This is a genomic window from Streptococcus sp. 1004_SSPC, from assembly GCF_001069025.1.
In the GTDB taxonomy this organism is placed as follows: Bacteria; Bacillota; Bacilli; order Lactobacillales; family Streptococcaceae; genus Streptococcus; species Streptococcus vestibularis.
Genome location: NZ_JWGQ01000101.1, coordinates 22,075 through 48,174, shown reverse-complemented (window position 1 = coordinate 48,174; position 26,100 = coordinate 22,075). Strand labels below are relative to the sequence as shown.

The window sequence follows — 26,100 nt, the reverse complement described above, 5'->3', positions numbered from 1 at the left end:
CATTAATCAATCTTCAGTGGTTGTTTAATTTAATTTATCAAAGTAGGTTTAATTAGAGAAAAAAGATAGCATAGAAGTGTTTTGTAAGATTATTTATATCTAAAGATGAGTTTATCTATATTGTGGCATTTACTGTGGATATAATTCAGGGCACCTTGCCGGGTGTCTTTTTTATTTACTAAATTTGGAGTAATACTACTGATTTTAAAGCTATTTAGAGCATGTAGACTGATTCATACACGTGCGTTGTATACCACTATGAGAATTTTTCTAAAAGGTAGTGATTTGACATTGATTGAAGATTATATCATTCAGCTTTGGGAGAACAAACTAAATAATAGAATATGAAAATGTCTTAACTGGAAAACATCTTATGAAGTCTTCTAAGAGGAAAGTATGCACTTAATTTGATAATTCAAGACTAAAAAACGCACGGTTATTTTTCCGTGTGTTCTTTGATATAAGCTAGTTTTTTCTCTCGACTTTTTTTCTTAAAGAGTGCTTCGGCACTCATGGCTTCAGACTTGCTGTCAAAGGCTTCTGAGTAGATGAGTTTAACTGGTAGGCGGGCTCTGGTATACTTGGCGCCTTTGCCTGAGTTATGGGTTTTGAGGCGGCGTTCGACGTCTGTGGTGTAGCCTGTATAGAGGGTTCCATCGGCACACTCGACCACATACATGTAGGCCTTGCTATCCTTTTCTGCCATCGTTTAGGACTCACTTTCAGCCTTTTTTCCAAAGTAAATCTCAAAGATTTCGTCGGTATAGTCGCCATTTTTCTTGTGCACAAAGAGAGGGGGAAGAATCTTCAGTCCATCTGTTGATCCATCTTTTATGGCTTCAATCAGGAGCATATTTGCCTCACGTCCCATCTTAGGATAGATAAACTGGATGCGTTTAGGTGCTAGATTATACTGGCGCATGGTGTCAATGATATCCAAAAAGCGGTCAGGGCGATGCACCATGGCAATGCGCCCATTAGATTTAAGGGCATGACGTGCGACCTGGCAAATTTCTTCCAAATTAGTCGTGATTTCGTGACGGGCCAAGAGGTAGTGCTCTGACAGATTCTTCTTAGATGTTTCTGTCGCCTTAAAGTAGGGAGGGTTACAGAGGATAAGGTCCACCTGAGATCGTGGGGTATGGTCAAGCAAATTCTTTAGGTCGTCATTGACAACAGTCACCTGATCTTCTAATTGATTAAGAGTTACGGAACGCTGGGCCATATCAGCCAGACGTTCTTGCAGCTCAACCAAGGTAATCGGTGCCTCAGTGCGTGTACTGGCAAAGAGGCCAACGGCACCATTTCCTGAACAGAGGTCGACGATTAATCCCTTTTTTGGAATTTTTGGGAACCGAGAGAGGAGGACACTGTCAATAGAATAGCTGAAGACCTCCTTATTTTGAATGATTTTTACATCTGTGGAGAAGAGTTGGTCAATGCGTTCTCCATCTTTTAAAATTGGATTTGTCATAGTTTTAATTGTAACAAAAAACAGCTCCCAAAGGAACTGTTGCGAGTGATTACTCTAGGACACCGAAGGTATACCCTTGATTTTTGAAATATTCGATAATTTGTGGAAGGGTTTGAATAGTAAGTTCTTTACCAGCAGCGTCATGCATAAGGACAACCTTAACATGACTTTCAGGGAAATACTGTTGAGAACCATCCATGTAGGCCATCATAGTTTCAGATGTGGTTGGGCGAACAGAGGCTGGTTCTGCATCTCCACAGAGCATGTTCCAGTCAATCCACTGGATACCTTGATTGGCGAGAGCATGGTCGGTTGCCTCCAATCCTTGCCATGACATATGACCACCAGGGTAACGGAAAATTCTTGTTTTGAAGTCCTTACCTAGGATGGCTTGGAAATTGGCATTGGTTTGGTCAACTTCAGAAACAATTTGACTTTTGTTGGGAACACGCCCAGGATAAAGTAGGTTAAAGTTGTGGCTAAGGCTATGGTTAGCAATAGCGTGTCCTTCTGTAATTTGGCGTTTGAGGATGTCCGCATTTTCTTGACTAATGGTATAACCAATGTGGAAGAAGGTTGCGTGAACGCCATACTCTTTCAGAATATCCATGACTTGTGGTGTCAAGGTAGGATCAATCCCGTCATCGAAGGTTAAAAAGACAACCTTATCGTCAACATCTTGAGATACACCTCGGATAGTGTTATTAACAGCAGTAACGTCGTAGGCATAATCAGAGGCTTCAATGCTATGGTTACTACCTTTTTTGAGTTGTTTTTTATCATTTTTTTTAGCTTGTTCTGAAGAAGAATTTGCTCCGTTAGCTACTTGTTCAGTTTTTTCAGTCTGAGCTGGTTGTTCAGCTTTAGAATTGTGGCGTTGTGACAAAACAAATCCTAGAATAGCCAGTACGGCCAAGTTAGCAATGATGAGGCATAGATTAAGTGCCTTCCTATTTTTCCCTATAATCTCAATACTTCTTTTCATAATTACATTATAGCTCAAACAATTAGAAACTGCCACAACATTTCCAATTGTTTTACAAAGAAATTCTATGAAAAAGCGTTCCTTTTTTTGGTATAATAGTTAAAAAATTGTAGAAAAAGAGGTAAAAACGTGTTTTACGCTTATTTACGTGGGCTTGTTGTCTTCCTTCTTTGGATTATCAATGGTAATGCCCATTACCACAATCGTGATAAATTATTGAACAAGGATGAAAACTACATCTTGGTGGCTCCACACCGAACTTGGTGGGACCCTGTTTATATGGCTTTCTCAGCTCGTCCTAAGCAGTTTATTTTCATGGCTAAGAAAGAACTTTTCAAGAATCGTATCTTTGGTTGGTGGATTCGTATGTGTGGTGCCTTCCCGATTGACCGTGAAAATCCTGGTCAGGAGGCTATCAAGTATCCTGTCAATATGCTTAAGAAGAGTAATCGTAGCTTGATTATGTTCCCAAGTGGTAGTCGTCATTCTTCTGATGTTAAGGGTGGGGTTGCAGTTATCGCTAAGATGGCTAAGGTTAAGATTATGCCAGTTGTCTATCAAGGACCTCGTGAACTCAAGGGGCTCTTGACAGGTGAACGTGTGGATATGAACTATGGTAATCCTATTGATATTTCAGATTTGAAGCGTTTGAATGATGAGAATATTCAAGAGGTTGCTCGTCGTATTCAGTCTGAATTTGATCGCCTTGATGAAGAAGCTTTGAGCTATCAAACAGGCAAGAAACCAAATCCATTGACTTATATTTACCGTATACCTCTCGGTCTTGTGGCTATCATTGCAGTGATTTTGACTATGGCTTTCTCATATGTAGCTAGCTTTGTTTGGGATCCTGAAAAACACCGTGCCAAAGAAACACAGAAATAAGCTAATGACTCTGTCAGACATAAATCTGACGGAGTTTTTTTCTTTTTGATATATTTTTCAATTTTTTTACGAATAAGAAAGAAAATATATCAATTAAGGAGACTGACGTGAAGGAAAAGATTATAGACTATGTTAACAATAATCGTCTATTTGTGAGTATCATTGGTGTGCTGATGATGGTTTTCTGCTTCTTTCTGTGGATGACTTGTGGTGCCGGCAACAGCATGGAGGCAGAGACGTCTTATACAGATGTGACAACATTGTCAACCTCCTCATCCAAAGAAGGGTCAAAATCACTTACGGAAGTGTCTTCTCAGTCACAAACTGAAGGAAGTGAAAAAGTTAAGTCAAAAGTAACGGTAGATGTTAAGGGGGCTGTGGTCAAGCCAGGTGTATATACGCTAAAAGTAAGCGCTAGGGTGACAGATGCCATTCAGGAAGCTGGAGGAATGACAGAGGATGCAGACGCTAAGAGTGTTAATTTGGCCGCAAGCTTGTCAGATGAAGAGGTTATTTATGTAGCCAATAAAGACGAGAATGTTTCTGTTCTTGATCAATCAGATACTGGTCAGGTCTCTAACAAAGGAGGGCAGGCTGTATCTAAGAATGGCAAAATTAACTTAAATACAGCGACCTCAGAGCAGTTACAAACTATTTCTGGAATTGGTGCCAAGAGGGCAGAGGATATTGTCGCTTATCGTGAAAGTCATGGCGGCTTTCAGTCCGTAGGTGACCTGAAAAATGTTTCAGGCATTGGTGATAAAACGTTAGATAAAATCAGAGAGTCCATCTATGTGGCTTAAAAAATCTCCAATCAATCTTTTTTCCCTAGCGCTTTTAATAGTTGCTCTTTATTTTACTATTTTTGTATCTAATTTCTATGCTATTGGGGCTTTTGTCTTTTTTATGGTCTGTTTTTTGAAGCATCATTGGAAGAATATGGCAGCTCTAAAGTTGGTGGGACTTGTTGGTGGGTTCTTTTTGATTTATTTTTTATTCTTGCACCACAGAGCTATCATGCAAGATAAGCAAGTTCCTGCTGAAATTCATCAGGTGACACTGGTTGCAGATACGCTCTCAGTTAATGGTGAGCAATTATCAGCAATCGGTAAGTCAAATGGTCAAACCTATCGGGTCTTTTACCGGCTAAAATCTGAGAAGGATCAGCATTTTTTTAAGACTACTAGTCAAACGCTTGTTTTAAAAGGAAAAATAAAGCTATCCTCGGCAACAGGTCAACGTAATTTTCAAGGCTTTGATTATCAGTCTTATCTAGCTAGTCAGAGCATTTATAGGATTGCTCAGATTGAGCGTCTGGATCATATCGTAACCCCAAAATCGATATCTCCAATAGATTTTTTCCATCAATTGAGGAGGAGGGCTCTAGTTCATATTCAGACGCATTTTCCTAATCCGATGAGACACTATATGACAGGACTGCTCTTTGGGTATTTGGATAAGGAGTTTGATGAGCAGAGTCAACTCTACACCAGCTTGGGGATTATTCATCTTTTTGCGCTATCGGGTATGCAGGTTGGATTTTTTCTTGGCTGGTTTCGCTATGGACTTCTTCGTTTGGGTCTTCCCAAAAATTATATCCTTGCTATCTTATTACCTTTTTCGATTTTCTATAGCTTAATGACTGGTTGGACGGCTTCGGTCTTACGTTCTTTGATTCAAAGCCTTTTGGCTGAGTGTGGTATTAAAAAACTGAACAATATGGGCATAACGCTGCTTCTATTATTTCTAGTCTTGCCTCATTTTCTTTTAACGGTAGGAGGTGTTTTAAGTTGTTCTTATGCCTTCTTATTGTGTTTATTTGATTTTGAGGAGATGCCGTCTTTTAAAAAGTCAATCTATATGAGTTTGGTATTGAGTCTTGGGACTTTGCCTTTTTTGACCTACTATTATGGAACTTTTCAACCATTGAGTTTGATTCTGACGGCAATCTTCTCTCTAGTTTTCGATAGCTTTCTCTTACCTATCTTAACAGTACTTTTTACACTTTCAGGACTGGTAATCTTTTCTCAAATTAACCCACTTTTTGAATGGATGGAGACCTTTTTGACTTGGATACAATACTGGATAGGCCAGCCTTTAATTCTAGGGAAACCTAGTTTGTTTCAGTTTGGCTTGATGATAGTTGTATTGGTTTTGCTCTTTGATTTTTGGAAAAAGCCTCAGTTTAGAATATCCCTCTTGATGATTTTTAGTCTTTTGATGATCTGGGTTAAACATCCTTTGATCAATGAGGTGACGGTGGTTGACGTTGGTCAAGGAGACAGTATTTTTTTAAGGAGTATGAAAGGTAAGACGATCCTGATAGACGTAGGTGGCAAGGTGACTTTCGGCTCTAAGGAAAAATGGCAAGAGGGGAGCCAGACGAGTAATGCGGAGAAAACCTTAATTCCCTATCTACAGGCAAGGGGAGTGTCTCAAATTGACTATCTGGTTCTGACTCATACAGATACAGACCATATTGGTGATTTGGAGGAAGTAGCTAAACGGTTTAAGATTAAGGAAATTTGTGTCAGTCAGGGGGCTTTGACTAAGCCTAGTTTTGCCAAACGTCTTCGATTTCTTAAACGTCCCGTTCGCACCTTAAAGGCTGGTGATAAACTGCCTATGATGGGAAGTAACCTACAGGTTCTTTATCCCAATAAAATTGGTGATGGTGGTAACAATGATTCACTTGTTCTCTATGGAAAGTTATTGGGGACCAGTTTTCTGTTTACTGGTGATTTGGAAAAAGAAGGAGAGGAGGAATTGATGTCCAGCTATCCAAATTTAAAAGTAAGTGTTCTCAAGGCAGGACATCACGGCTCTAAAGGCTCTTCATCAGAAGCTTTTTTGGATCAGTTAGAACCATCACTTGCGCTTGTCTCAGCTGGTGAAAATAATCGTTATAAGCATCCAAATGATGAAACATTAGAGCGTTTCAAAGAACGTCATATTAAGGTTTTACGCACAGACCAGGATGGTGCTATTCGGTTTAAGGGATGGTTCAAACTATCAAGTGAAACTGTCCGATAATTTCCAGGGTCCTTAATTTGTCATGCACCTCAATCTATGGTAGAATGTAAAGGCTAATATTCCAGTATAAGAAAGATTGAACAGTATGCGTAAAATTATCATCAATGGTGGTAAGAAACTTCAAGGAGAAGTTACAGTATCAGGAGCTAAAAATTCAGTTGTTGCTTTGATTCCAGCCATCATTTTATCTGATGGAGTGGTTACTCTTGACGGGGTACCAGCAATCAGCGACGTCGATAATCTAATTGAGATCATTGAAGTAATGGGTGGTTCTGTTAAGCGTGATGGCGAAACACTTGAAATCGACCCTCGAGGAGTTAAAGATATGCCAATGCCATTTGGTAAGATTAACAGCCTTCGTGCTTCTTATTATTTCTATGGTAGTTTGCTTGGGCGTTATGGTCAAGCTACAGTAGGATTTCCTGGGGGCTGTGATTTAGGACCACGTCCTATTGACCTTCACCTTAAGGCGTTTGAAGCGATGGGCGCTAGCATTTCTTATGAATCCGAGTCTATGCGTATTGCGACTGATGCTGGTCAACGTATTCAGGGTGCTCATATTTACATGGATACGGTCAGTGTTGGAGCGACCATCAATACCATGTTGGCTGCGGCTAAGGCTGATGGTCGTACGGTTATTGAAAATGCCGCTCGTGAACCTGAAATTATTGATGTGGCAACGCTTCTCAACAATATGGGTGCGCGTGTACGTGGTGCTGGTACAGAAATCATCACGATTGATGGTGTAGAGAGCCTACATGGTACTCGCCATCAGGTTATTCCAGACCGTATTGAAGCGGGCTCATACATTGCTATGGCAGCAGCTATTGGTAAGGGGATTAAAATTAAAAATGTTCTCTATGAACATCTTGAAAGTTTTATTGCTAAGCTTGAAGCAATGGGTGTTCGCATGATCGTTGAAGAAGATGCAATTTTTGTAGAAGAACAGGGCGATTTAAAACCTATTGACATTAAGACATCACCTTATCCAGGTTTTGCGACGGATTTACAACAACCAATGACACCATTGTTGCTGAAAGCAAGTGGCCGAGGAAAAATCATTGATACAATCTATGAGAAGCGTGTAAATCACGTTCCTGAACTGGCTCGTATGGGTGCTGATATTCAAGTGCTTGGCGGTCAGATTGTTTATAATGGGCCAACGCAACTTTCTGGTGTACCTGTGAAAGCTAGTGATTTGCGTGCGGGTGCTGCACTCGTTACTGCAGGACTTATGGCAGATGGTCAGACTGAAATAACAAATATTGAATTTATTCTTCGAGGGTATTCAAATATCATTGAGAAACTTTCTGATCTTGGTGCAGATATTCGTTTGATTGAAGATTAAGTCTAAGGTTCAACCGCTTCTTGTTGAGCCTTTTTCCATTTCTAAAACTGTGCTATAATACTATCATGGATATTTGGACTAGTTTGGGTGCTTTTGCCTTCTTTGAGTCAGAGCGCCTTTCTTTTAGACCACTCGTCTTTTTAGATCGTTTTGACTTACATGAGATTGTGTCGAATCCAGAGAATTTACAATTTTTCTTTCCTGCTACCAAAACTCAGTATGAAACAGATTGCCTTTTGATACATTATTTCATGAAGGAGCCTTTGGGTGTTTGGGCAATTGTAGATCGAGAGTCTAATAAGTTGATTGGGATCGTTCGCTTTGAAAAGATAGATGTCCAGAAAAGGACGGCAGAGATCGGTTATTTTTTGAATGCTTCATATTGGGGTAGAGGTCTAATGACTGAGACAGTTACTTGTTTGTCAGATTTGGCATTGACATCTATGGGCATGGAACGCATTATCCTTATTGCTCATTTGGAAAACAAGGCATCGATTCGTGTAGCAGAAAAATCTGGCTTTAAATTGGTGTCTCGTTTCAAAGGAGCAGACCGATACACCCGTACCATGAGAGATTATCTCCGCTTTGAGAAGGAGGAGAACTGTGAGTAAACATCAAGAAATTCTAGATTATCTAGAGGCTTTGCCCATCGGTAAACGAGTTAGTGTGCGTAGTATTTCTAACCACTTGCAGGTTTCTGATGGAACTGCTTATCGAGCCATTAAAGAAGCTGAAAATCGAGGACTAGTTGAAACGCGTCCTCGAAGTGGAACAGTTCGAATTGAAAAGAAAGTCCAGGTTCGCCTTGACAAACTGACCTTTGCGGAGATTGCAGAGATTACAGAGTCTGAGGTGATTTCGGGTCATGAAGGTTTGGAACGTGTCTTCAGTAAGTTTTACATTGGAGCCATGACTATTGAGAATATCACCCGTTATCTAACAAAAGGCGACCTTCTCATTGTTGGAGACAGGGAAGATATCCAGTTATTAGCCCTCGAATACAATAATGCTATTCTGGTAACTGGAGGCTTTCAGGTTTCTGATAGGGTTAAAGAGCTTTCTCGTTTGAAGCAGTTTCCAGTCATGGTCACTACTTACGATACATTTACTGTGGCGACTATGATTAACCAGGCACTTTCGAATGTTCGTATCAAAACAGATATTAAAACAGTCGCTCAAGTCTATACTAGACGAGAAGACTACAACTATATGACTCCAGAAATGACAGTCAAAGATTTTCAAAATTTGGTTAAACGGACTAACCTTGTTCGTTTTCCTATTGTGTCTGAGGATGATAGGGTTATTGGGATTGTGACCATGCGTGATGTGGCTAATCAGCTTCCGACCACTATGGCTAAGGCTATTATGACAAAACCGACAGTGACTCGTTTGGAGACTAGCCTTGCGACTGTGGCCCAAAAGATGATTTTTGAAGACTATGACATGATTCCTGTTGTGGATGACGAAAAACATTATCTAGGCACTATCACTCGTCGTCAGGTTTTAGAGGAGCTTCAAGATAATAACCGTGGTGATCTCCATACATTTAGCGATCAAATGATAGCTAACCTTAATCGTGAAAAGAATGCCTTTAGTTTTGAGGTAGAACCGGCCATGATTGATAATTCTGGGAACCTTACACAGGGTGTTCTTGTAGAAATGGTTAAAGAGGTTGTTTACCGAACGATGGAAAACCAAGAACAAAATAGTCTGGTGATTGAAGAGATGATGTTTTACTTTCTTCAGGCGGCTCAAATTGATGATAAGGTGACGATTACACCCAGTATCATTGCGGAAACCAGACGCAGAGCTCATTTAGACCTTATGGTTACTCATGGTAATCATACGGTTTGTAAGTCAGTAGTAGTGGTCAAGAAAACTTAATAAGCCATTTAAAATTAAAGAAATAAAGAAAACGGAGAAAATAATGATTACACTAAAATCAGCACGTGAAATTGAAGCGATGGATAGAGCGGGAGATTTTCTTGCAAGTATCCACATTGGCCTACGTGACCTCTTGAAACCAGGAGTGGATATGTGGGAAGTAGAAGAGTATGTGCGTCGTCGTTGTAAAGAAGAAAATGTTCTACCGCTTCAGATTGGGGTCGAAGGAAGCATCATGGACTATCCTTATGCGACATGTTGTGGTCTTAATGATGAAGTAGCACACGCCTTTCCACGTCATTATATCTTGAAAGATGGAGACCTCTTGAAAGTTGATATGGTCTTGTCAGAACCTATTGATAAGTCAGTGCTTGATGTATCAAAATTGGATTTTGATAATGTTGCGCAAGTAAAAAAATATACAGAATCATATACTGGTGGTTTGGCTGACTCATGTTGGGCCTATGCGATTGGAACGCCTTCTGATGAGGTTAAAAACCTTATGGAAGTAACCCGTGAAGCCATGTATCTTGGTATTGAACAAGCGGTAGTTGGTAATCGTATCGGTGATATCGGTGCAGCTATCCAAGAATACGCTGAAAGTCGAGGCTATGGTGTCGTTCGTGATTTGGTAGGACACGGAGTTGGACCAACGATGCATGAAGAACCAATGGTTCCTAACTATGGAGTGGCCGGACGTGGTCTTCGCCTTAAAGAAGGAATGGTCTTGACCATCGAGCCAATGATTAACACAGGAACTTGGGAAATCGATACAGACCTTGAAACTGGTTGGGCTCATAAGACACTTGACGGTGGCCTTTCTTGTCAATATGAGCACCAGTTTGTTATTACTAAAGATGGTCCAGTAATTTTGACTTCTCAAGGCGAAGAAAGAACTTATTAGTATGAAACGACAAGGCATAATGGCCCGTCTCCTAGATAAGCTTCAATGGCGCCCTTTGCAGCTCTACCTTAGACATTATCGTAGTGCTGAGATAGATATTTCTAGTATCGCCGTGGCTTATTATTTGATTTTGACGGTTTTTCCGCTCATTGTCATTGCGGCAAATGTTTTTCCCTATCTGAATATTGATACGACTGATCTCTTGAAGTTTATGAATGAACACCTTCCTAAGCAGTTTTATGCACCTGCAGCCAACGTTGTTCAGGATATCTTCTCGACACCTTCAGGACAGTTGTTGGGAGTTGCCTCTTTGACGGGATTCTGGACCATGATTAAGTCCTTGTCTTCGCTTCAAAAGGCGATTAACAAGGTATATGGTGCTTCAGAACACCGTGATGTCTTTATTAGTCACATTGTTGGTGGTTTCATGAGTCTCGTCATCTTGTTCTTACTCACCTTTGCACTAATGCTATCTACGATTATTCAGTCGGTTCTTAGAGTTATTACACAGACCTATCCTATTGGTTCCAAGATGACTCAGCTTATTTTAAATAGTATCCAGCCTCTGAGTATTGCAGTTGTCTTCCTGGGAATGATGGTGCTTTATTTTGTACTTCCGAATGTGAAGATTCGAAAAATCCGCTATGTTATGCCAGGGACTATCTTTACGACTTTAGTGATTGGCTATTTAAGCAACTTGTTTGGAACCTATGTGATTCGTACCTTGAGTCGATTAGTTGATATCAAGTTATTTGGATCCATTATGATTTTCGTCTTCATGCTTTGGTTCATCTTTTTGGCTAGGATTTTGATTTTGGGTGCTGTCTTTAATGCGACCTATCAGGAACTTAAACAAGGTGAACTGCACAGTAGAAGGGGTGACGTGCTTACCATAATTCAGCATTTTTCTGGAGACGGTAGTGACAGCAAAAAACAAAAAAACGATGAGGATAAGTCTTAGAGCATAAAGAGAGCTTGGCGAAGCCCAGGCTCTTTTGACGGGAATATTATCCTTTGTAGATAATAAAAAGATAATGATTATGGAGGAAAAATGAAAAAACAAACTGTTCGTGATTTAACACATATTGCTATTGTGGCGGCTCTTTACGTGGTCTTGACCATTGTGCCACCTTTCAACTTAATTTCGTATGGTCCTTACCAGTTCCGTATTGCGGAAATGTTCAATCTTCTGGGATTTTATAATCGCAAGTATATCATTGCCGTTACTTTGGGGTGTGTGATTGCTAATTTCTTTAGTTTTAACATGATTGATGTGGTTGTTGGAAGTCTCTCAACGCTAGTCTTTGTTGGTTCAGGAGTTTATTTCTTTGACCGCTTTAAGAATCAAGATATTTTGGGTGGCCTCTTTGATAAGGCTCATGTTTATTTTGCTTTTTATTTTTCATTCTTCATGGTGACCATCGCTGCAGAGTTGACCTTGGTTACTCAAGCGCCATTTTGGGCTACTTGGTTCACTGTCGCTTTAGGAGAATTGGCGTCACTCTTAGTTGGTGCGGTCCTTATCAAGAAATTGGCCAAAGTAATCGATTTTGTTTCGTAAAATAACGTCTGTAAAGGCGTTTTTTGTTGCTTTTATGTTAAAATGTTCCTATGGAAAAACGAATGAAAGAGCTGGTTTCTAAACTTAACCAGTATGCAAAAGAGTATTATACGGAAGATAATCCATCGGTGTCAGACGCAGACTACGATAAGCTCTATCGTGAGCTTGTAGATTTGGAGGTTGAACATCCAGAACTTGTTCAAGCAGATAGTCCAACACATCGTGTGGGAGGGCTGGTCCTTGATGGTTTTGAAAAATATCAACACGAGTATCCGCTTTATAGTTTGCAGGATGCTTTTTCACGAGAAGAGCTGGATGCCTTTGATAAGAGGGTTAAGGACGAATTTCCTAATGCTGATTATATGGCTGAACTCAAAATTGATGGTCTCTCTATCTCGCTGACCTATGTGGATGGTGTTCTCCAGGTAGGTGCGACACGTGGTGATGGTTCTGTCGGTGAAAATATCACTGAAAATGTCAAGCGTATCTCAGATATCCCTCTTAAGCTGGATCAACCGCTTAATATTACAGTGCGTGGGGAGTGTTATCTGCCACGAGCTGAGTTTGAACGCATCAATATCCAACGTCAGGAGAATGGTGAAGCCGAATTTGCCAATCCACGTAATGCTGCAGCAGGGACTCTTCGTCAGTTGGATACCAAAGTGGTTGCGGAGCGTCGTTTAGCGACTTTCCTTTATCAGGAAGCTAGTCCAACGGAGCGTCTCACACAAAATGATGTCTTAAATGAAGTGGCAGAACTAGGTTTCTCAGTTAATCCACGACGCATTGTCACATCGTCGATGGATGAGATTTGGGACTTTATTCAAGCTGTCGGTCAGGATCGTGATGACTTGGCTTACGATATTGATGGCGTTGTTATAAAGGTCAATAGTTTAGCCATGCAAGAGGAATTAGGTTTTACAGTCAAGGCACCACGTTGGGCCATTGCCTATAAATTCCCTGCTGAGGAAAAGGAAGCAGAGCTTCTTTCAGTAGACTGGCAGGTAGGTCGTACAGGTGTAGTAACGCCGACTGCTAATTTGACTCCGGTGCAATTAGCAGGGACAACGGTTAGTCGAGCTACCCTTCATAATGTGGATTATATTGCTGAAAAAGACATTCGTATCGGTGATACCGTTATTGTCTACAAAGCTGGTGATATTATCCCTGCTGTTCTTCGTGTGGTAGAAAGTAAGCGTACGACACAGGAACCGATGGAAGTACCGACACAATGTCCATCTTGTGGCAGTGGTCTTTTACATTTTGAAGATGAAGTTGCCCTACGTTGTATCAATCCTTCTTGCCCTGCTCAGATCAAGGAAGGTCTGATTCATTTTGCTTCTCGTGATGCCATGAACATCGCAGGTATGGGACCTTCAGTAGTTGAAAAACTCTTTAAAGCTGAATTGGTTAAAGATGTAGCTGATATCTATGGCTTGAACAGTCAAGATTTCCTCCAATTAGAAGGTTTCAAGGAAAAATCAGCTGAGAAACTTTATTCGGCCATTCAAGTCTCAAAAGAAAATTCTGCAGAGAAATTGCTCTATGGCTTGGGGATTCGTCATGTTGGTGCCAAGGTTAGTAAGCAATTGTTAGAAGCTTTTGGAAGTATACAAGAGTTAGCCAGTGCGGATGTCGAGGCTATTGCTGCTGTAGATGGTTTAGGAGATGTTATTGCCAAGTCCATCCAGCGCTATTTTGCTAAGGAAGAGGCTCAAGTTCTTATGAAAGAACTGGAATCCTATGGCGTTAATTTGTCCTATCTTGGACAAAAGGTGGCAGATGATGCTATCTTATCTGGTAAGACAGTTGTTTTGACAGGGAAATTGGAGCATCTTAAACGTAGTGAAGCAAAGGCAAAACTAGAAGCTCTGGGTGCTAAAGTGACAGGTTCTGTCTCTAAGAAAACAGATTTAGTGGTTGCTGGTAGTGATGCCGGAAGTAAGTTGGAAAAAGCACAAAGCCTAGGAATTGAAGTAAAAGATGAGGCTTGGTTGCTGGATTTATAGGAGTTCAATATGAAACAAAAACGTGCCCGCTTAATTTATAATCCAACATCTGGACAAGAAATTATGAAAAAAAATGTTGCTGAGGTCTTGGATATTCTGGAAGGTGCTGGCTTTGAAGCGTCAGCCTTTCAAACAACACCAGATGAAAACTCAGCAAAAAATGAGGCCACTCGTGCAGCCAAAGCAGGCTTTGACTTAGTTATTGCTGCAGGTGGCGATGGAACAATCAATGAGGTTGTTTCTGGGATTGCCCCGCTTAAAAAACGCCCACAAATGGCGGTTATTCCAACGGGAACGACAAATGACTTTGCACGCGCCTTGAAGATTCCAAGAGGGAATCCTGTTGAAGCAGCCAAGGTTATTGCTAAAAATCAAACCCTTCAAATGGATATTGGTCGTGCCTATGATGACAAATACTTCATCAATATTGCGGCTGCGGGTTCCTTTACGGAGCTAACTTATAGTGTGCCTAGCCGCTTAAAGACAGTGCTTGGTTATTTGGCTTACCTTGTTAAGGGGGCAGAGTTGCTTCCACAAGTTAAAAAGGTTCCTGTCCGTATTACGCATGATGAGGGTGTCTTTGAAGGCGGCCTTTCCATGATTTTCGTTGCCTTGACCAATTCAGTTGGTGGCTTTGAAACGATTGCCCCAGATGCTAAACTGGATGATGGTCAATTTACACTAATCATGGTTAAGACAGCCAACCTCTTTGAATTGGTAGACCTTATTCGTCAGGTTCTCCAAGGTGGTAAACACATCTACGACAAGAGAATTTCCTATATCAAAACAAGTTCACTAGATATTGAGCCTTTAGGTGAAGATCGTATGATGATCAATCTGGATGGAGAATACGGTGGTGATGCCCCAATCCACCTTCAAAATCTTAAGAATCACATTGAATTCTATGCTAATATTGATGAGATTTCTGATGATGCTATCACGCTTCCAGATACAGACGACTTGGCTCTAGAAGCTATTGCACAAAAATTCAGTACAGAAGCTGAAAAAATCGAAAATGATTAAGGTTAACCTTTAAGCAACCTAAGATAGGTTGCTTTTTAAGTATATTTGTAGAAAATGACGCTTTCATTTGTTACAATAGAAAAACTGGGAAATTGTTATATAGAATATTTAGAGGAGTGGATGTTTAATAAAGAGAATGAACATTATTTAAGTGATGTTCATCTAAAGAATGGTGATCAGGCTTTCGAGTCGGGTTTTAGTAATAAAGGGCCAGAGTTTGAATATGCTTTTCAGGAGGAAAAAGCTGAGAAGCGGCATTCCTTTTTGACTCTTGCTCTGCCACTGATACTCTTAAGTGTGAGCTGGGGCTTGGTCTTGTTATCTTGGAAGTATAAGCCAATAATTGTGTATCTGGCTGTAATTGTGGTATGTTTTGTCCTTTGAGTATAACGAAAAGAAAAAGGACTATTATTTGAGATATAATTCTGTGGCTCGTCGCTACTGGGGATGACTATCTATGATAATGAATAACTAGACAGCACTTTTTTTGTAATAAGAGGTTTGATTATAAAGGGGGATTTTATAATGACAGCATCAAAAACCAAACGTCTCTTGTATTTTATGTCCGAATTGGAAAAGGAAAATGACATTTCAAAAACGGACTACCTGGCTCGCTTTGGCATAAGTGAGCGTACACTTAAATAGGACGTGAGTGAACTCAAGGAAAATTTGATTGAGTTACGTCCAAATATGAAGGTTAAGTATTCTAGAAAAAACGGTTCCTATCATTCCCAGTATGAACAGGGCTATGGTAACCTTAAATACAATCAGGCAGTTATCCTATCTAAGATTCTTTTAGAGAGTCGTGCCCTTCGAAAGGATGAAGTAGCAGAAATTATCAACATCTTTGTTGAGAGGGCTGTAGACGACAAGGAGCGCAGACGTATCAAGCGATTGACTGAGCTAGAACTAGATAGTTATCAAGAACTTAAGATTTATCAGAATCAAGATAAGTCACTCTTACCAGCTATTTCAGCCATTTTCGATGCCATTGTGGACCAAAGTCCTTTGTCTTTTAGTTACCGTAAGTCAGGAGAAAAAGTGGAGGAATATAAGGTCTTTCCGATTTCAGTCATTTTTGACAACCATTATTTCTACTGTATTTCTTACAAACTGGATGATAACTTTACTTGTGATTATCAGTTCTCTGAAATCCGTTATTTCCGTGTTGATCATTTCCAAACCATTCACAAATCTGAAAATGATTTGGCTTTCTCAATGCTTTTTGGTAATGAGTGGGCTCGAATTACCTTTGAATATAAAGGACTTTACCGTGATGTCTTGGAATCCGATATTCCAAAACTTAAACTGCTAGAGGAAAGCATTAGTGATGGTGTTGATCAGGTCCGTTATGAGATTGAAACCTTTAGTTTATTAGGTTTTCAAAAGTATATTCAACGCTTTGAAGGAGGGAAAATATGAAAGAAAAGAAAAAAGAAATGCAAAAACAAGTCTTAACTCTTCTAGGAATCTTGATTTTTGCCTTTGTCAATGTGTTTATCTTTGATAATAAGATGGGTGCTGGTTTTTCTGCCTTCTCAACTATCACCCTGATGAGTATTGGACTCTTGTCTAAGCGCACCAGTCTGCGAGTTTTGGCTATTATTTCCTATCTCATCAATGTGATAGTAGCCGTTTTTGGCTTCAACTATGTTGGTTTTCTAACATCTGTTCAGGCCATTGAACTTATCTTCGTTATCTGGTATCTTTACCCACGTGACACGTTTTTGAGACGAGATACAACTGATAAATACACTTATCGTTTTCGTTGGATTCATTTGCTTTTGACGGTTTTAATCTCAATTGGAGGTTATATCATTTTTGCAGTTGTTTCTAGTATTTGGGATGGTTCCTTCCTAGAATACGGTGGGAACACAGCTCTCATCTTTTCTATGCAATATTTGCTCTTTTTGAGCATTACCAAGTCGAGACAAGATGAACCGACCAAGGTTGCCCATTTGTTCCAAAAGGAACGCCGTACTAAGGAAATGAAAGCGGCAATAGAGGCCGAACGCCAAGCCAAAGAAAGAGCACTTGCACAAGCCTTCGAAGTACCTTTGAAGGCACCAAACCAAACAGCTGCAAAATTTGGTAACAACATAGTCAACTTTGCATCTGTCTGGTTATTGGTAATGGACATGTCCATCTTGGCTTACTTCTTCCGTCCAAATGATGTTGGTTTCGGGTTTGGCGCCTTCTTTGTACTCTTGACCATTGTCTTGTCCTTGATTTTCAAATCTGAGGAAGACAAGGAGGACGTTTTCTCTATCATCTATCATAAGGTTCGTCCTATCCAACCTATTTTCTTCATTTTACTTTTGATTGCCCATGCGCATAAGTTTAGCTATGGTGCTGCTTACGCTCTCTTGTTCTCAGCTGCCTATTTCTTCTGGGCTATCAATAAGATTAATATGAAGACTCTCTTGACCTTTACAGTCATCATTTACTTCTTCCCAGTCTTTGGTTACCTTTCTAACCCTTATCGTCTAGGTGCTGAAAACCTTAAGATGGTAGGTGAACTGGTGACAGATCGTAATAAGTCTAATACCTTCTATCTTGGTCATTATTGGTCACTTTTAGGCTTGCAAAGCGATGGTGAGTATGAAGGAATCCCTGCTTCTTGGCAGGCTGCTAAGTTCGCTGATATTCAGACATTCTCTGATGACAGTGATATTACTTCAGGTGTCTTCCAAGTGAATAGTCACAATGACTATGATTATGATTTACATTTAACAAATAACAAGGGCACCATTGAAGTCACAACTGGCTCTGGAAAAGATAAGAAAGAATTACAGTTCACGGAGTTTGCCAGAACCTATTATCGATATGAAAAATTGAAAAAAACAGATAACCAAAAGCGTTATAAAGATTTTTACAAGATAGGTACTGTTTCGACTAAGTTGGGAACCTATAATCTTTACCTCGAAATGAATCAAGATTGGGTTGATGACTATCAAAAAGATCCTACTAATGTTGACTACCGTTTACTTATTTTTGGAGACAAACTGACACCAAAAGAAGCTTACGAAAAAGCATATCATTACTAAAAAAAGTATCTCTGCAATTTGCAGAGATACTTTTGTCTGTCAGTCTTTGTATCCTCGCTTAGTTAACTCTCGTACGAGTACAGCTCCCAAGATTGCAGGAACTATTTGCCCTAAGATAAGGTTAATAACGAGAGCAACATAAGGAAGTTTAAGTAGGGCGCTAAGCCATATTGGTACCACTAAGGATGGAATGAGTAGGATTGGGAGTATGATAAACCAGCTAGATAGCTTAATTTTACGGATGAGGTAGATGCTACCAGTTGCTAAAAAGCTGGCACAGAAACCACCGACAACATCAATCAATCCCAGGCCACCAAAAGAGTTAGCAATAGCATTTGCGAGACTGAGTGGGACAACCAAAAATGGAAAGATATAGGTTAATCCATATAAAGCCGTAGCCAGACGCATCTGAACAGCACCAAAGGAAATGGCTTGTGAGACAAAGAGGATAGCGATATAAAGGGCCATGATAATAGCTGAGAGAACAAGCTTTTGTGTAGGGTTAAGTTTAGATTTCATTATTTCTCCTTTATTGGGCATAGTAAAAGAGTAGTAGTTCTACTCTTTTAGGGATTTAGGTCTAGAGTTATTTTATAAGTCAATCTCTAAGACAATAGGTGTGTGGTCTTGGCGATCACCAGAGTTAATCATGTCTGATTTTGTGACCTTATCGGCAATACGATTTGAAGTCAACCAGTAGTCAATTCTCCAGCCTGTATTATTGATTTTAGATGTTTTGCTACGTTGAGCCCACCATGTATAAGCGCCTGTAACATCACCATTGAGGTGACGGTAGGTATCTGTGAATCCTTTGGCAAGGAGGTTAGTGAAGCCAGCACGTTCTTCATCTGTAAAACCAGGTGAACGACGATTACTTGACGGGTTAGCCAAGTCGATTTCCTTGTGGGCAACGTTATAGTCACCAGTCGCAAGAACGGGTTTCTGAGCGTCCAATTTGGCTAGGTAATCTGCATATTTTTCATCCCAGATTTGACGTTCAAGCAGACGTTTGAGACCGTCACCAGCATTTGGTGTGTAGACCTGTGTCACAAAGAAATTGGCAAATTCGAGAGTGATGATGCGTCCTTCACAGTCCATGGTTGAAGGCGCTCCGATTTCAGGATAAGTAATGATTGGCGTCAATTCTTTTTTATACAAGAACATGGTTCCAGCATAACCTTTACGGGCAGGTTCGACAGATGAACGCCAGGTATTGACATAGTCAGGGAAGTAGTCTTCTAAGATTTGCAAATGCTTTTTAGTTGGCCCTTTAGCAGATAATTTTGTCTCTTGAATAGCAATGATATCTGCATTTTCAGCGACCAAAGTATCGATGACAGCGCGTGATAATTGAGCGCGTGCAGAATCACTGGTAAGAGCAGCATTTAGGGAATCAATATTCCAAGAAATTAATTTCATGTGTACAGTTTCCTTCTTTGAATTGTTCCTATCTATTGTAGCAGAAAATAAGATATCAGGCGAGTTATGGGATTGATAAGAGAAGCTAGGGGGAGTATACTTAACCTAGATGGAGGTGACAATCAATGAAAAAACAAACACGCATTTGTTATTTGTTTGTAGTTCTCTTTTTACTACAAGTCATTCTTACAATCAAGATTTGGTGGTCACAGGGGCTAGTGCTTCCTCTTATCGTTTTTCCGGGAATGAGCTTTTTCTTCTTGCTATATTTAAGGTATCTCTTAGGCTACAACCTTAATCAATTTCCCTCAGAGCCCTTATTTGTCCTCCGTAGGTATGGTCTTGGAACCAGTTTAAATCCCAGAAATCCTCTAGGTTATAAGATTAGTCTCCTAATGGTCATGGGTGTCTTGATTTTCCTCTTTTGTCTGAACCTGTTCTCTCTTATAAGTCATTAATCGTCTTACTAAGAGCAAGTTTCATATCTTTGTCATTATTGTCATCATACTTATTCTGTAATAGGATGAAAGGTAATATGATAAAGAGAAGAGGAAAATTATGCGAGAGCTGTCAGAAGCAGAATGGATAAGTCGTTTTGAGTAAGTTCAGGGACGTAAGCCAAAATCTGATTAGCTACAACTGGCTTATCAGTCTGGCCTTATTGGAGTCTCGAAAAAATATAATTATATCTATATACTTTTAGGATCCCTAGTAGTAATCGTAGTTGCAATTGGTTTGACTCTTGTCACTAGTTCAGTGAAGAACGATAAACAGACTCAGTCGTCTTCCACAGTGGCTAGCTCGATATTCTAATCAACGGAGAATACTATCACTTCATCTAGTGAAATAATAAGTCAAACGAATCTAGCAGTGTAAGTATTGATACACCTGATCCTAACCATGCCAAGGAAGCCTCTTCGTTGAATGTCGGACAATAATATGTCTGTGGATGAAACCGATGCTGCAAATGGTAATAGCAGTTCTGAGTGTACCATTGTTTCGGTTTATGAGAGATGGGGAATGCTTCTGTTCACCGCTATTTCTTTATGATAAAAAAAGACGGAACTCCCTTTGTTCCTTACTCAGTAACTACTAATGGTGGTGTGTATGATGTCAAAGAAACAGAAAACGCAGACCTTAAATCAGGATATGCAGACATTGTAAACAATTAAAAAACTAGGAATCCGACTGGATTCCTAGTTTTTACTTTGAAGACAAGTCAAGCTGTGCTCAGCTCGTCTACAGTTATTCGCTCTTATTTAACCTTCTTAGCTAAGATGGTTGCAAATTGAAGGGCGATGGGATTGCCATATTCATCCAAACGGTGAAGGTGACCAAGATTTTCATTATACTTGACTAACTCCCAGTCACTATAATAATTTTTCAACTCTCCCTCTTCAAACGTAAATGGGAAAGGCATGGTACAAGGGTGTTCCTCGGTATCCATGGCACAGACAATCAGATTGTAACCACCTACGACAGTACGCTCTTGCATATTCTTGATAATAGCCGGAATTTGATCGGGATCAAGGAACATAAAGACTACTGTTGAGAGGATGAAATCAAAGGTCTCAGACTCGGGAAGAGCAGCAGCATTGATATCGTAGTAGCCAGCTCTAACATTGTAACTTTCCTCATCTGCAATCATTTGGATGCGTTGTGTAGCTTCGTTATTAACGTCAACGGCTGTAACATCATGCCCAAGTGATGCCAAATAAAGAGCGTTGCGACCATGGCCACAGCCTAAATCAAGGGTACGACCAGGTTTAATATGTTCAGACTGGACGGCTTCAAGAACCTCAGAGTGGGCTTTAGTATCATACTTTTTAGCCATGTAGTCCTCTGGCTTGCAGTAGAAGGAAAGATAGCATTCTAAATCATCGGAAGCAGGAGCGATTCGATGCCAAGCTTGTGGTTGGACAAAAGGAATTTCTGTTTCAGGCGTGAAGAGGTGCTCTGCGGTAACTTGTCCCCCTTCATCTAATTCGTAAAAGTGAAGAGCTCCTGATAGAATAGTCAGTTTAGCCCAGGTTCCAACCTTAGTGTTATGTTTTTGCGTCACCATTTCTGGGAGTGTCGTGGCTGTCCAGTTTGGAAGACGTTTGTAGCAAACGAGTTGCTGATCTATTGTCATATGTTGAGTTCCCTTCGATATGTATGTCTCTATTATAGCAAAAGTATGGAAAAAGAAAAAAGGCTTAGCTGAACTGCATCCAAAAAGTTAGATAGAGAAAGTCTAACTTTTGAGGTGTTTTTATTATGAAATTGATTTATGAAGATAAAGTTCAAATATATGAACTGAGAGAGCTTCTAAAGCGACAGCTAAGGGCTTAGAAACCGAGTATGCTGAAACAAAGGTGGCTTATGAAAAAATCATAAGAGTACTACCAAGAAATAGTCCTATAAGGAAGTTAGAGCTTGTCTCTAGTTTTTTTGTAGAAAATTTAAATCTGTCAAGTTTTTTTCTTGACACATAAAAATGATATGGTATACTAGTTAAGGTAGAGAGGCAGTAAGTGCCTCCACCATAATAAAAAAACTGAAGAAAAGAGAAATTGAAAATGGCAGTAAAAATCCGTTTGACTCGTATGGGTTCTAAGAAAAAACCTTTCTACCGTATTAACGTTGCAGACTCACGTGCTCCACGTGATGGACGTTTCATCGAAACAGTTGGTACTTACAACCCACTCGTTGAAGAAAACCAAGTAACACTTAAAGAAGAACGCGTTCTTGAGTGGTTGTCTAAAGGTGCACAACCTTCAGATACAGTTCGTAACATCCTTTCAAAAGAAGGTGTTATGAAAAAATTCCACGAATCAAAATTCTCAAAATAATTTTTTAGCCTATGGATACCATTGAAAATCTTATTATCGCTATCATTAACCCCTTAATTACTTCACCAGATCAGTTGACCATCAAGATTATTGACGGTTCTGAGTTTTTGGAGTACCATCTTGATCTTGCTCCATCCGATATTGGGCGTGTTATCGGGAAAAAAGGACGTACTATTAAGGCGATAAGAGCGATTGTCTATTCGGTACCTACTCAAGGTAAAAAAGTTCGTCTTGTTATTGACGAAAAAGAGAAAGCTTAAGAGGTGACCCTAGGGTTACCTTTTTTGTCTATTTTGGTTATAGCTAGCAGTCTTTGGTATAATAAGAGGGTTAGAGTGGTATTAGGCTAATAGAAAAACTAGGTTAACTAGTTTAATGGTTAGTTTAATGGCTAAGTCAAAGCATTAGCTTAAAAAGGAGCAATTATGATTTATCAAGAAGCATTGGATTGGATTCATGGTCAATTAAAATTTGGTATTAAGCCTGGCTTGGAACGTATGGCCTGGATGCTTGAAGAACTAGGAAACCCACAGGACAATCTTAAGGCTGTGCATATTGTGGGAACAAATGGTAAGGGATCTACTGTCAATGCCTTACAAATGATTTTTTCTCAAGCAGGTTATGAAGTTGGAACTTTTACCTCGCCTTACATTATTGATTTTAAGGAACGGATTTCTATCAATGGTCAGATGATTTCAGAAGAGAACTTACTTGACCTGGTTAATCGTGTGAAGCCTGTGGTTGAACGGTTGCCAAAAGAGACAAATCACGAAAATGCGACAGAGTTCGAAATTATCACAGTCTTGATGTTCCTCTATTTTGGTCAGGTCCATCCTGTGGATATCGCATTCATTGAAGCGGGAATGGGTGGCCTTCATGATTCAACCAATCTCTTTAAGCCCTTGGCAGTCCTATGTCCTTCGATTGGTTTAGACCATCAGGCTATTTTGGGGAATACTCATGCTGAAATTGCAGCTGAGAAGGCCGGTGTTTTGAAGAATGGAGCTCCCTTTATTTATGCGACTGACCGTACTGATGTTCGAGATGTTTTCGAGAAGAAAGCGCGTGAAGAAGGGGCTAAGACCTATGAGCTAGGGAGAGATTTCACGGCTACAGGATCAAGCCATTCCTTTGATTTTACCTATGGAGAGCAAAGGTTAGATGATATAGTCTTGGCTATGGCTGGTCAACACCAAGTAGCAAATGCTAGCTTGGCTATCATGGCTTCTTTATTGCTTCAAAAAGATTATCCCAAAGTAACGCCTGAACTCATAAAGGATGCCCTGGCTCATGCCAATTGGCGAGGTCGAACAGAATTTTTAAGACCTAATCTTATGATTGATGGCGCTCATAATAATGAGAGTGTTAAAGTTTTGATTGATTTGTTGCAGTCAGAATATGTAGATAAGGAGATTGAACTTCTCTTTGCGGCGATTGACACCAAGCCTATCGATGGTATGCTTGCCCAACTAAAATCGGTTGGTGACTTGACTGTAACGAGTTTTGACTATCCAAACAGTGTTAAACTAGATCAATACCCAGAGGCTTATAAGCAGGTACCAGACTTCAAAACATGGATTAAAGAACATGTGACGACTGACAATAAGAAACTTTATGTGATTACGGGATCTCTATACTTCATTTCTCAGGTCAGAAAATGGGTTTTAGAGCAGGCAAGTGATGTTTAAGACTTGAAAGATGACATTTAGGGGCGTATAATAGCCCTCGTATGTTTTAAAAGTAAGGAGATCACAATGTTTCAACGTCTGAAAAACATTTTAATCGGTGAACCTTTAACTCATGATGATAATGGTGATGAACACTTATTGTCCAAGATTCAGGCCTTGGCCATGTTGTCGAGTGATGCACTTTCATCTATCGCCTATGGTCCAGAGCAGGTCGTCTTGGTTCTGACAGCTGTATCTAGTGCGGCTATTTGGTGGTCAATCCCTATTGGGCTTTTGGTTCTCGTTCTTTTGGCCAGCCTTACCATCTCTTATAGACAGGTTATCAAGGCCTATCCTCAAGGTGGTGGTGCCTATATGGTAACGACGGAAAATCTGTCTCCTAAGTTTGGCTTGATAGCTGGTGGTAGTCTTTTGGTTGATTATATGTTGACGGTTGCTGTTTCGGTGGCCTCAGGTGCAGATGCCATTACTTCAGCCCTTCCCTTCCTTCATCCTTTCAATCTTGAAATATCAATGATTTTGGTGCTTGTTTTGATGGTTATGAATCTTAGGGGAATGCGCGAATCGGCAAAATCTTTGATGATACCAGTTTATCTCTTCATTGTTTCGACGCTATTATTGTTGGGATTTGGTTTCTTTCAAATTTTAACGGGTCATATGCCTTATGCGGCTACGGCGCATTTAGGTCAACCGGTTACAGGCGTGTCAGTTATTCTTATTTTAAGGGCCTTTACTTCAGGTTCGGCTTCATTGACAGGGGTAGAAGCCATCTCTAATGCGGTGCCTTTCTTTAAGAAACCTAAGTCTAAAAATGCTGCATCAACCCTCTTTATCATGTCAAGTATTTTGGGAGTCATGTTTGCTGGTATTACCTTCCTTAGCTGGTGGACTGGTATTACACCTCATTCAGGTGTGACAATTTTGGCGCAGATGGCTAGGGAAATTCTTGGTGATTCATGGATTGGAAGTATCTTATTTTATATCTTTCAGTTCTCAACTGCTATGATTCTTGCAGTGGCAGCAAATACAGGTTTTTCAGCCTTTCCGATGTTGTCCTTTAACATGGCTAAGAATAAATACATGCCTCATATGTATCTTGAAAAAGGTGCACGTATGGGATACTCTAACGGAATCTTGACGCTGGCTATTGGGGCCATTACTCTCTTATTCATTTTCCGAGGAAATACGGAACGTTTGATTCCGCTTTATACAATAGGGGTGTTCATTCCTTTTGCACTTTCTCAAACAGGTATGGTTGTCCATTGGATTCGTGAATACGGCAAAGGGTTCTGGAAGCATTCTTTAGCTAATATTTTAGGTGCCTTAATTTGTTACGCTATTGTCCTCATTCTCTTCCTCTTCCGCTTAGGGGATATTTGGCCATTCTTCCCAATTATTGCTATTTTGATGTGGATGTTCCTTAAGATTAAGAAACATTACAATGGAGTTGCTCAACAGTTGCGTATTAATGGTCAAGTCAAAGAACATCATTATCAAGGCAACATTGTTCTTATCTTGGTGGGAAATGTTACAAAGGCTAATATTGGTGCCATTTCTTATGCACGTTCTATTGGAGATAAGGTTATTGCTATGCATGTGTCTACTAAAGATACAGAGAATAAGGATAAGGAAACCGAACAAGAATTTAAAAAATATTTCCCAGAAATCGAGATGGTTCATATCCAATCACCTTACAGTTCAATTACGCAGTCAACTATTCAATATGTAGATGAAGTGGCTACTCAGGCTGAAAAGGATAATGCGACTTTGACTGTTATGATTCCACAGTTTGTTCCGAAAAAATCATGGCAAACCATACTTCATAATCAGATGAGTTTACGATTGAAATATTATCTCAAATGGCGTGAGAATATTGTCATTTCATCCTATTCTTACCACTTAAAAGATTAAATAAAGACAAGCGAAGACAGTCATCATGTGACGGGGAGTCTTCGCTTTTTTGGGCTAGGATTCAGCTTAGCAATTTTATTTTTTGCAAGAAAAAT

At 40.0% G+C, this 26,100-nt stretch carries 24 protein-coding genes and 2 pseudogenes; 20 read left to right on the top strand and 6 right to left on the bottom strand.

Annotated elements, in window-relative coordinates; translation table 11 throughout:
* Positions 1 to 267: 267 nt before the first annotated feature.
* A pseudogene (locus ADF62_RS11945) lies at positions 268 to 387 on the top strand (IS30 family transposase); the annotation flags it as partial.
* A 49-nt stretch (positions 388 to 436) separates the two neighbouring features.
* Here ADF62_RS11945 and ADF62_RS07585 read toward each other — a convergent pair.
* The 3 genes from ADF62_RS07585 to ADF62_RS07575 are packed head-to-tail and all read right to left on the bottom strand — an operon-like array spanning position 437 to position 2,459.
* Positions 437 to 706, bottom strand: a complete 270-nt coding sequence (locus tag ADF62_RS07585; protein WP_003096419.1) for a GIY-YIG nuclease family protein — start codon at positions 704 to 706, stop codon at positions 437 to 439.
* A gap of 3 nt (positions 707 to 709) precedes the next feature.
* A complete protein-coding gene (locus ADF62_RS07580; protein ID WP_003096421.1) occupies positions 710 to 1,474 on the bottom strand; it encodes a tRNA1(Val) (adenine(37)-N6)-methyltransferase in 765 nt (254 codons plus the stop codon).
* Between the two features lie 49 nt (positions 1,475 to 1,523).
* On the bottom strand, positions 1,524 to 2,459 hold the full coding sequence (locus ADF62_RS07575) for a polysaccharide deacetylase family protein (RefSeq protein WP_003094094.1): 936 nt from the start codon (positions 2,457 to 2,459) through the stop codon (positions 1,524 to 1,526).
* A gap of 129 nt (positions 2,460 to 2,588) precedes the next feature.
* Here ADF62_RS07575 and ADF62_RS07570 point away from each other — a divergent pair, with 129 nt between their 5' ends.
* The 14 genes and pseudogenes from ADF62_RS07570 (at position 2,589) to ADF62_RS07505 (ending at position 18,153) form a co-directional block, all read left to right on the top strand.
* Complete coding sequence (locus ADF62_RS07570; protein ID WP_003094150.1) at positions 2,589 to 3,344, top strand: lysophospholipid acyltransferase family protein; 756 nt, start codon at positions 2,589 to 2,591, stop codon at positions 3,342 to 3,344.
* A gap of 107 nt (positions 3,345 to 3,451) precedes the next feature.
* Positions 3,452 to 4,147, top strand: coding sequence for a helix-hairpin-helix domain-containing protein (locus ADF62_RS07565; protein ID WP_003093743.1), 696 nt, complete (start codon positions 3,452 to 3,454; stop codon positions 4,145 to 4,147).
* On the top strand, positions 4,137 to 6,377 hold the full coding sequence (locus ADF62_RS07560; protein WP_003093634.1) for a DNA internalization-related competence protein ComEC/Rec2: 2,241 nt from the start codon (positions 4,137 to 4,139) through the stop codon (positions 6,375 to 6,377). Before ADF62_RS07565 ends, ADF62_RS07560 begins: the two co-directional genes overlap by 11 nt.
* An 85-nt stretch (positions 6,378 to 6,462) precedes the next feature.
* Positions 6,463 to 7,725 (top strand): UDP-N-acetylglucosamine 1-carboxyvinyltransferase, encoded by a 1,263-nt coding sequence (locus ADF62_RS07555; protein ID WP_003093180.1) that lies wholly within the window; start codon positions 6,463 to 6,465, stop codon positions 7,723 to 7,725.
* A gap of 65 nt (positions 7,726 to 7,790) precedes the next feature.
* Positions 7,791 to 8,336, top strand: coding sequence for a GNAT family N-acetyltransferase (locus tag ADF62_RS07550; protein ID WP_048788516.1), 546 nt, complete (start codon positions 7,791 to 7,793; stop codon positions 8,334 to 8,336).
* Positions 8,329 to 9,609: a CBS-HotDog domain-containing transcription factor SpxR gene (gene spxR / locus ADF62_RS07545; protein WP_003094415.1), complete on the top strand. Its 1,281-nt coding sequence runs from the start codon at positions 8,329 to 8,331 to the stop codon at positions 9,607 to 9,609. Before ADF62_RS07550 ends, spxR begins: the two co-directional genes overlap by 8 nt.
* A gap of 43 nt (positions 9,610 to 9,652) precedes the next feature.
* Positions 9,653 to 10,513 carry a methionyl aminopeptidase gene (locus tag ADF62_RS07540; RefSeq protein ID WP_003093906.1) on the top strand — a complete coding sequence of 287 codons (861 nt, stop codon included), beginning with the start codon at positions 9,653 to 9,655 and terminating at the stop codon, positions 10,511 to 10,513.
* A 1-nt stretch (position 10,514) separates the two neighbouring features.
* The gene (locus ADF62_RS07535) at positions 10,515 to 11,474 is read left to right on the top strand and encodes a YihY/virulence factor BrkB family protein (RefSeq protein WP_003096444.1); all 960 of its coding nucleotides are present in this window, start codon (positions 10,515 to 10,517) and stop codon (positions 11,472 to 11,474) included.
* A gap of 90 nt (positions 11,475 to 11,564) precedes the next feature.
* Complete coding sequence (locus ADF62_RS07530) at positions 11,565 to 12,074, top strand: QueT transporter family protein (protein WP_003094667.1); 510 nt, start codon at positions 11,565 to 11,567, stop codon at positions 12,072 to 12,074.
* 50 nt (positions 12,075 to 12,124) lie between these two features.
* Complete coding sequence (gene ligA / locus ADF62_RS07525; protein WP_003093433.1) at positions 12,125 to 14,083, top strand: NAD-dependent DNA ligase LigA; 1,959 nt, start codon at positions 12,125 to 12,127, stop codon at positions 14,081 to 14,083.
* 9 nt (positions 14,084 to 14,092) lie between these two features.
* On the top strand, positions 14,093 to 15,106 hold the full coding sequence (locus ADF62_RS07520; RefSeq protein WP_003093200.1) for a diacylglycerol kinase: 1,014 nt from the start codon (positions 14,093 to 14,095) through the stop codon (positions 15,104 to 15,106).
* Positions 15,107 to 15,226: 120 nt separating this feature from the next.
* The gene (locus ADF62_RS07515) at positions 15,227 to 15,490 is read left to right on the top strand and encodes a hypothetical protein (protein ID WP_048788513.1); all 264 of its coding nucleotides are present in this window, start codon (positions 15,227 to 15,229) and stop codon (positions 15,488 to 15,490) included.
* A gap of 141 nt (positions 15,491 to 15,631) precedes the next feature.
* A pseudogene (locus ADF62_RS07510) lies at positions 15,632 to 16,528 on the top strand (helix-turn-helix transcriptional regulator).
* Positions 16,525 to 18,153: a membrane protein gene (locus tag ADF62_RS07505; RefSeq protein ID WP_048788512.1), complete on the top strand. Its 1,629-nt coding sequence runs from the start codon at positions 16,525 to 16,527 to the stop codon at positions 18,151 to 18,153. Before ADF62_RS07510 ends, ADF62_RS07505 begins: the two are co-directional and overlap by 4 nt.
* A 39-nt stretch (positions 18,154 to 18,192) precedes the next feature.
* Here the strand turns inward: ADF62_RS07505 and ADF62_RS07500 are convergent, their stop codons facing one another.
* Positions 18,193 to 18,672 (bottom strand): QueT transporter family protein, encoded by a 480-nt coding sequence (locus tag ADF62_RS07500; RefSeq protein ID WP_003093479.1) that lies wholly within the window; start codon positions 18,670 to 18,672, stop codon positions 18,193 to 18,195.
* Between the two features lie 72 nt (positions 18,673 to 18,744).
* Entirely contained in the window at positions 18,745 to 19,572 is an 828-nt protein-coding gene (locus ADF62_RS07495; protein ID WP_003093291.1) for an exodeoxyribonuclease III, read from the bottom strand.
* A gap of 1,013 nt (positions 19,573 to 20,585) precedes the next feature.
* On the opposite strand from ADF62_RS07495, the gene ADF62_RS11555 reads away from it, so the two are divergent.
* Entirely contained in the window at positions 20,586 to 20,744 is a 159-nt protein-coding gene (locus tag ADF62_RS11555; protein WP_162489196.1) for a cobalamin biosynthesis protein CbiX, read from the top strand.
* An 83-nt stretch (positions 20,745 to 20,827) separates the two neighbouring features.
* Here ADF62_RS11555 and tehB read toward each other — a convergent pair whose 3' ends face one another.
* A complete protein-coding gene (tehB, locus tag ADF62_RS07485) occupies positions 20,828 to 21,706 on the bottom strand; it encodes an SAM-dependent methyltransferase TehB (RefSeq protein ID WP_003094612.1) in 879 nt (292 codons plus the stop codon).
* A 427-nt stretch (positions 21,707 to 22,133) separates the two neighbouring features.
* Here tehB and rpsP point away from each other — a divergent pair, with 427 nt between their 5' ends.
* The 4 genes from rpsP to ADF62_RS07465 all read left to right on the top strand — a co-directional run bounded on the left by rpsP (position 22,134) and on the right by ADF62_RS07465 (position 26,005).
* The gene (rpsP, locus tag ADF62_RS07480; protein ID WP_002884675.1) at positions 22,134 to 22,406 is read left to right on the top strand and encodes a 30S ribosomal protein S16; all 273 of its coding nucleotides are present in this window, start codon (positions 22,134 to 22,136) and stop codon (positions 22,404 to 22,406) included.
* Between the two features lie 11 nt (positions 22,407 to 22,417).
* Positions 22,418 to 22,666 carry a KH domain-containing protein gene (locus ADF62_RS07475; protein WP_003093900.1) on the top strand — a complete coding sequence of 83 codons (249 nt, stop codon included), beginning with the start codon at positions 22,418 to 22,420 and terminating at the stop codon, positions 22,664 to 22,666.
* A gap of 165 nt (positions 22,667 to 22,831) precedes the next feature.
* Positions 22,832 to 24,094 carry a bifunctional folylpolyglutamate synthase/dihydrofolate synthase gene (locus ADF62_RS07470; RefSeq protein WP_048788511.1) on the top strand — a complete coding sequence of 421 codons (1,263 nt, stop codon included), beginning with the start codon at positions 22,832 to 22,834 and terminating at the stop codon, positions 24,092 to 24,094.
* Between the two features lie 66 nt (positions 24,095 to 24,160).
* Complete coding sequence (locus ADF62_RS07465) at positions 24,161 to 26,005, top strand: APC family permease (RefSeq protein ID WP_048788510.1); 1,845 nt, start codon at positions 24,161 to 24,163, stop codon at positions 26,003 to 26,005.
* Positions 26,006 to 26,100 lie beyond the last annotated feature (95 nt).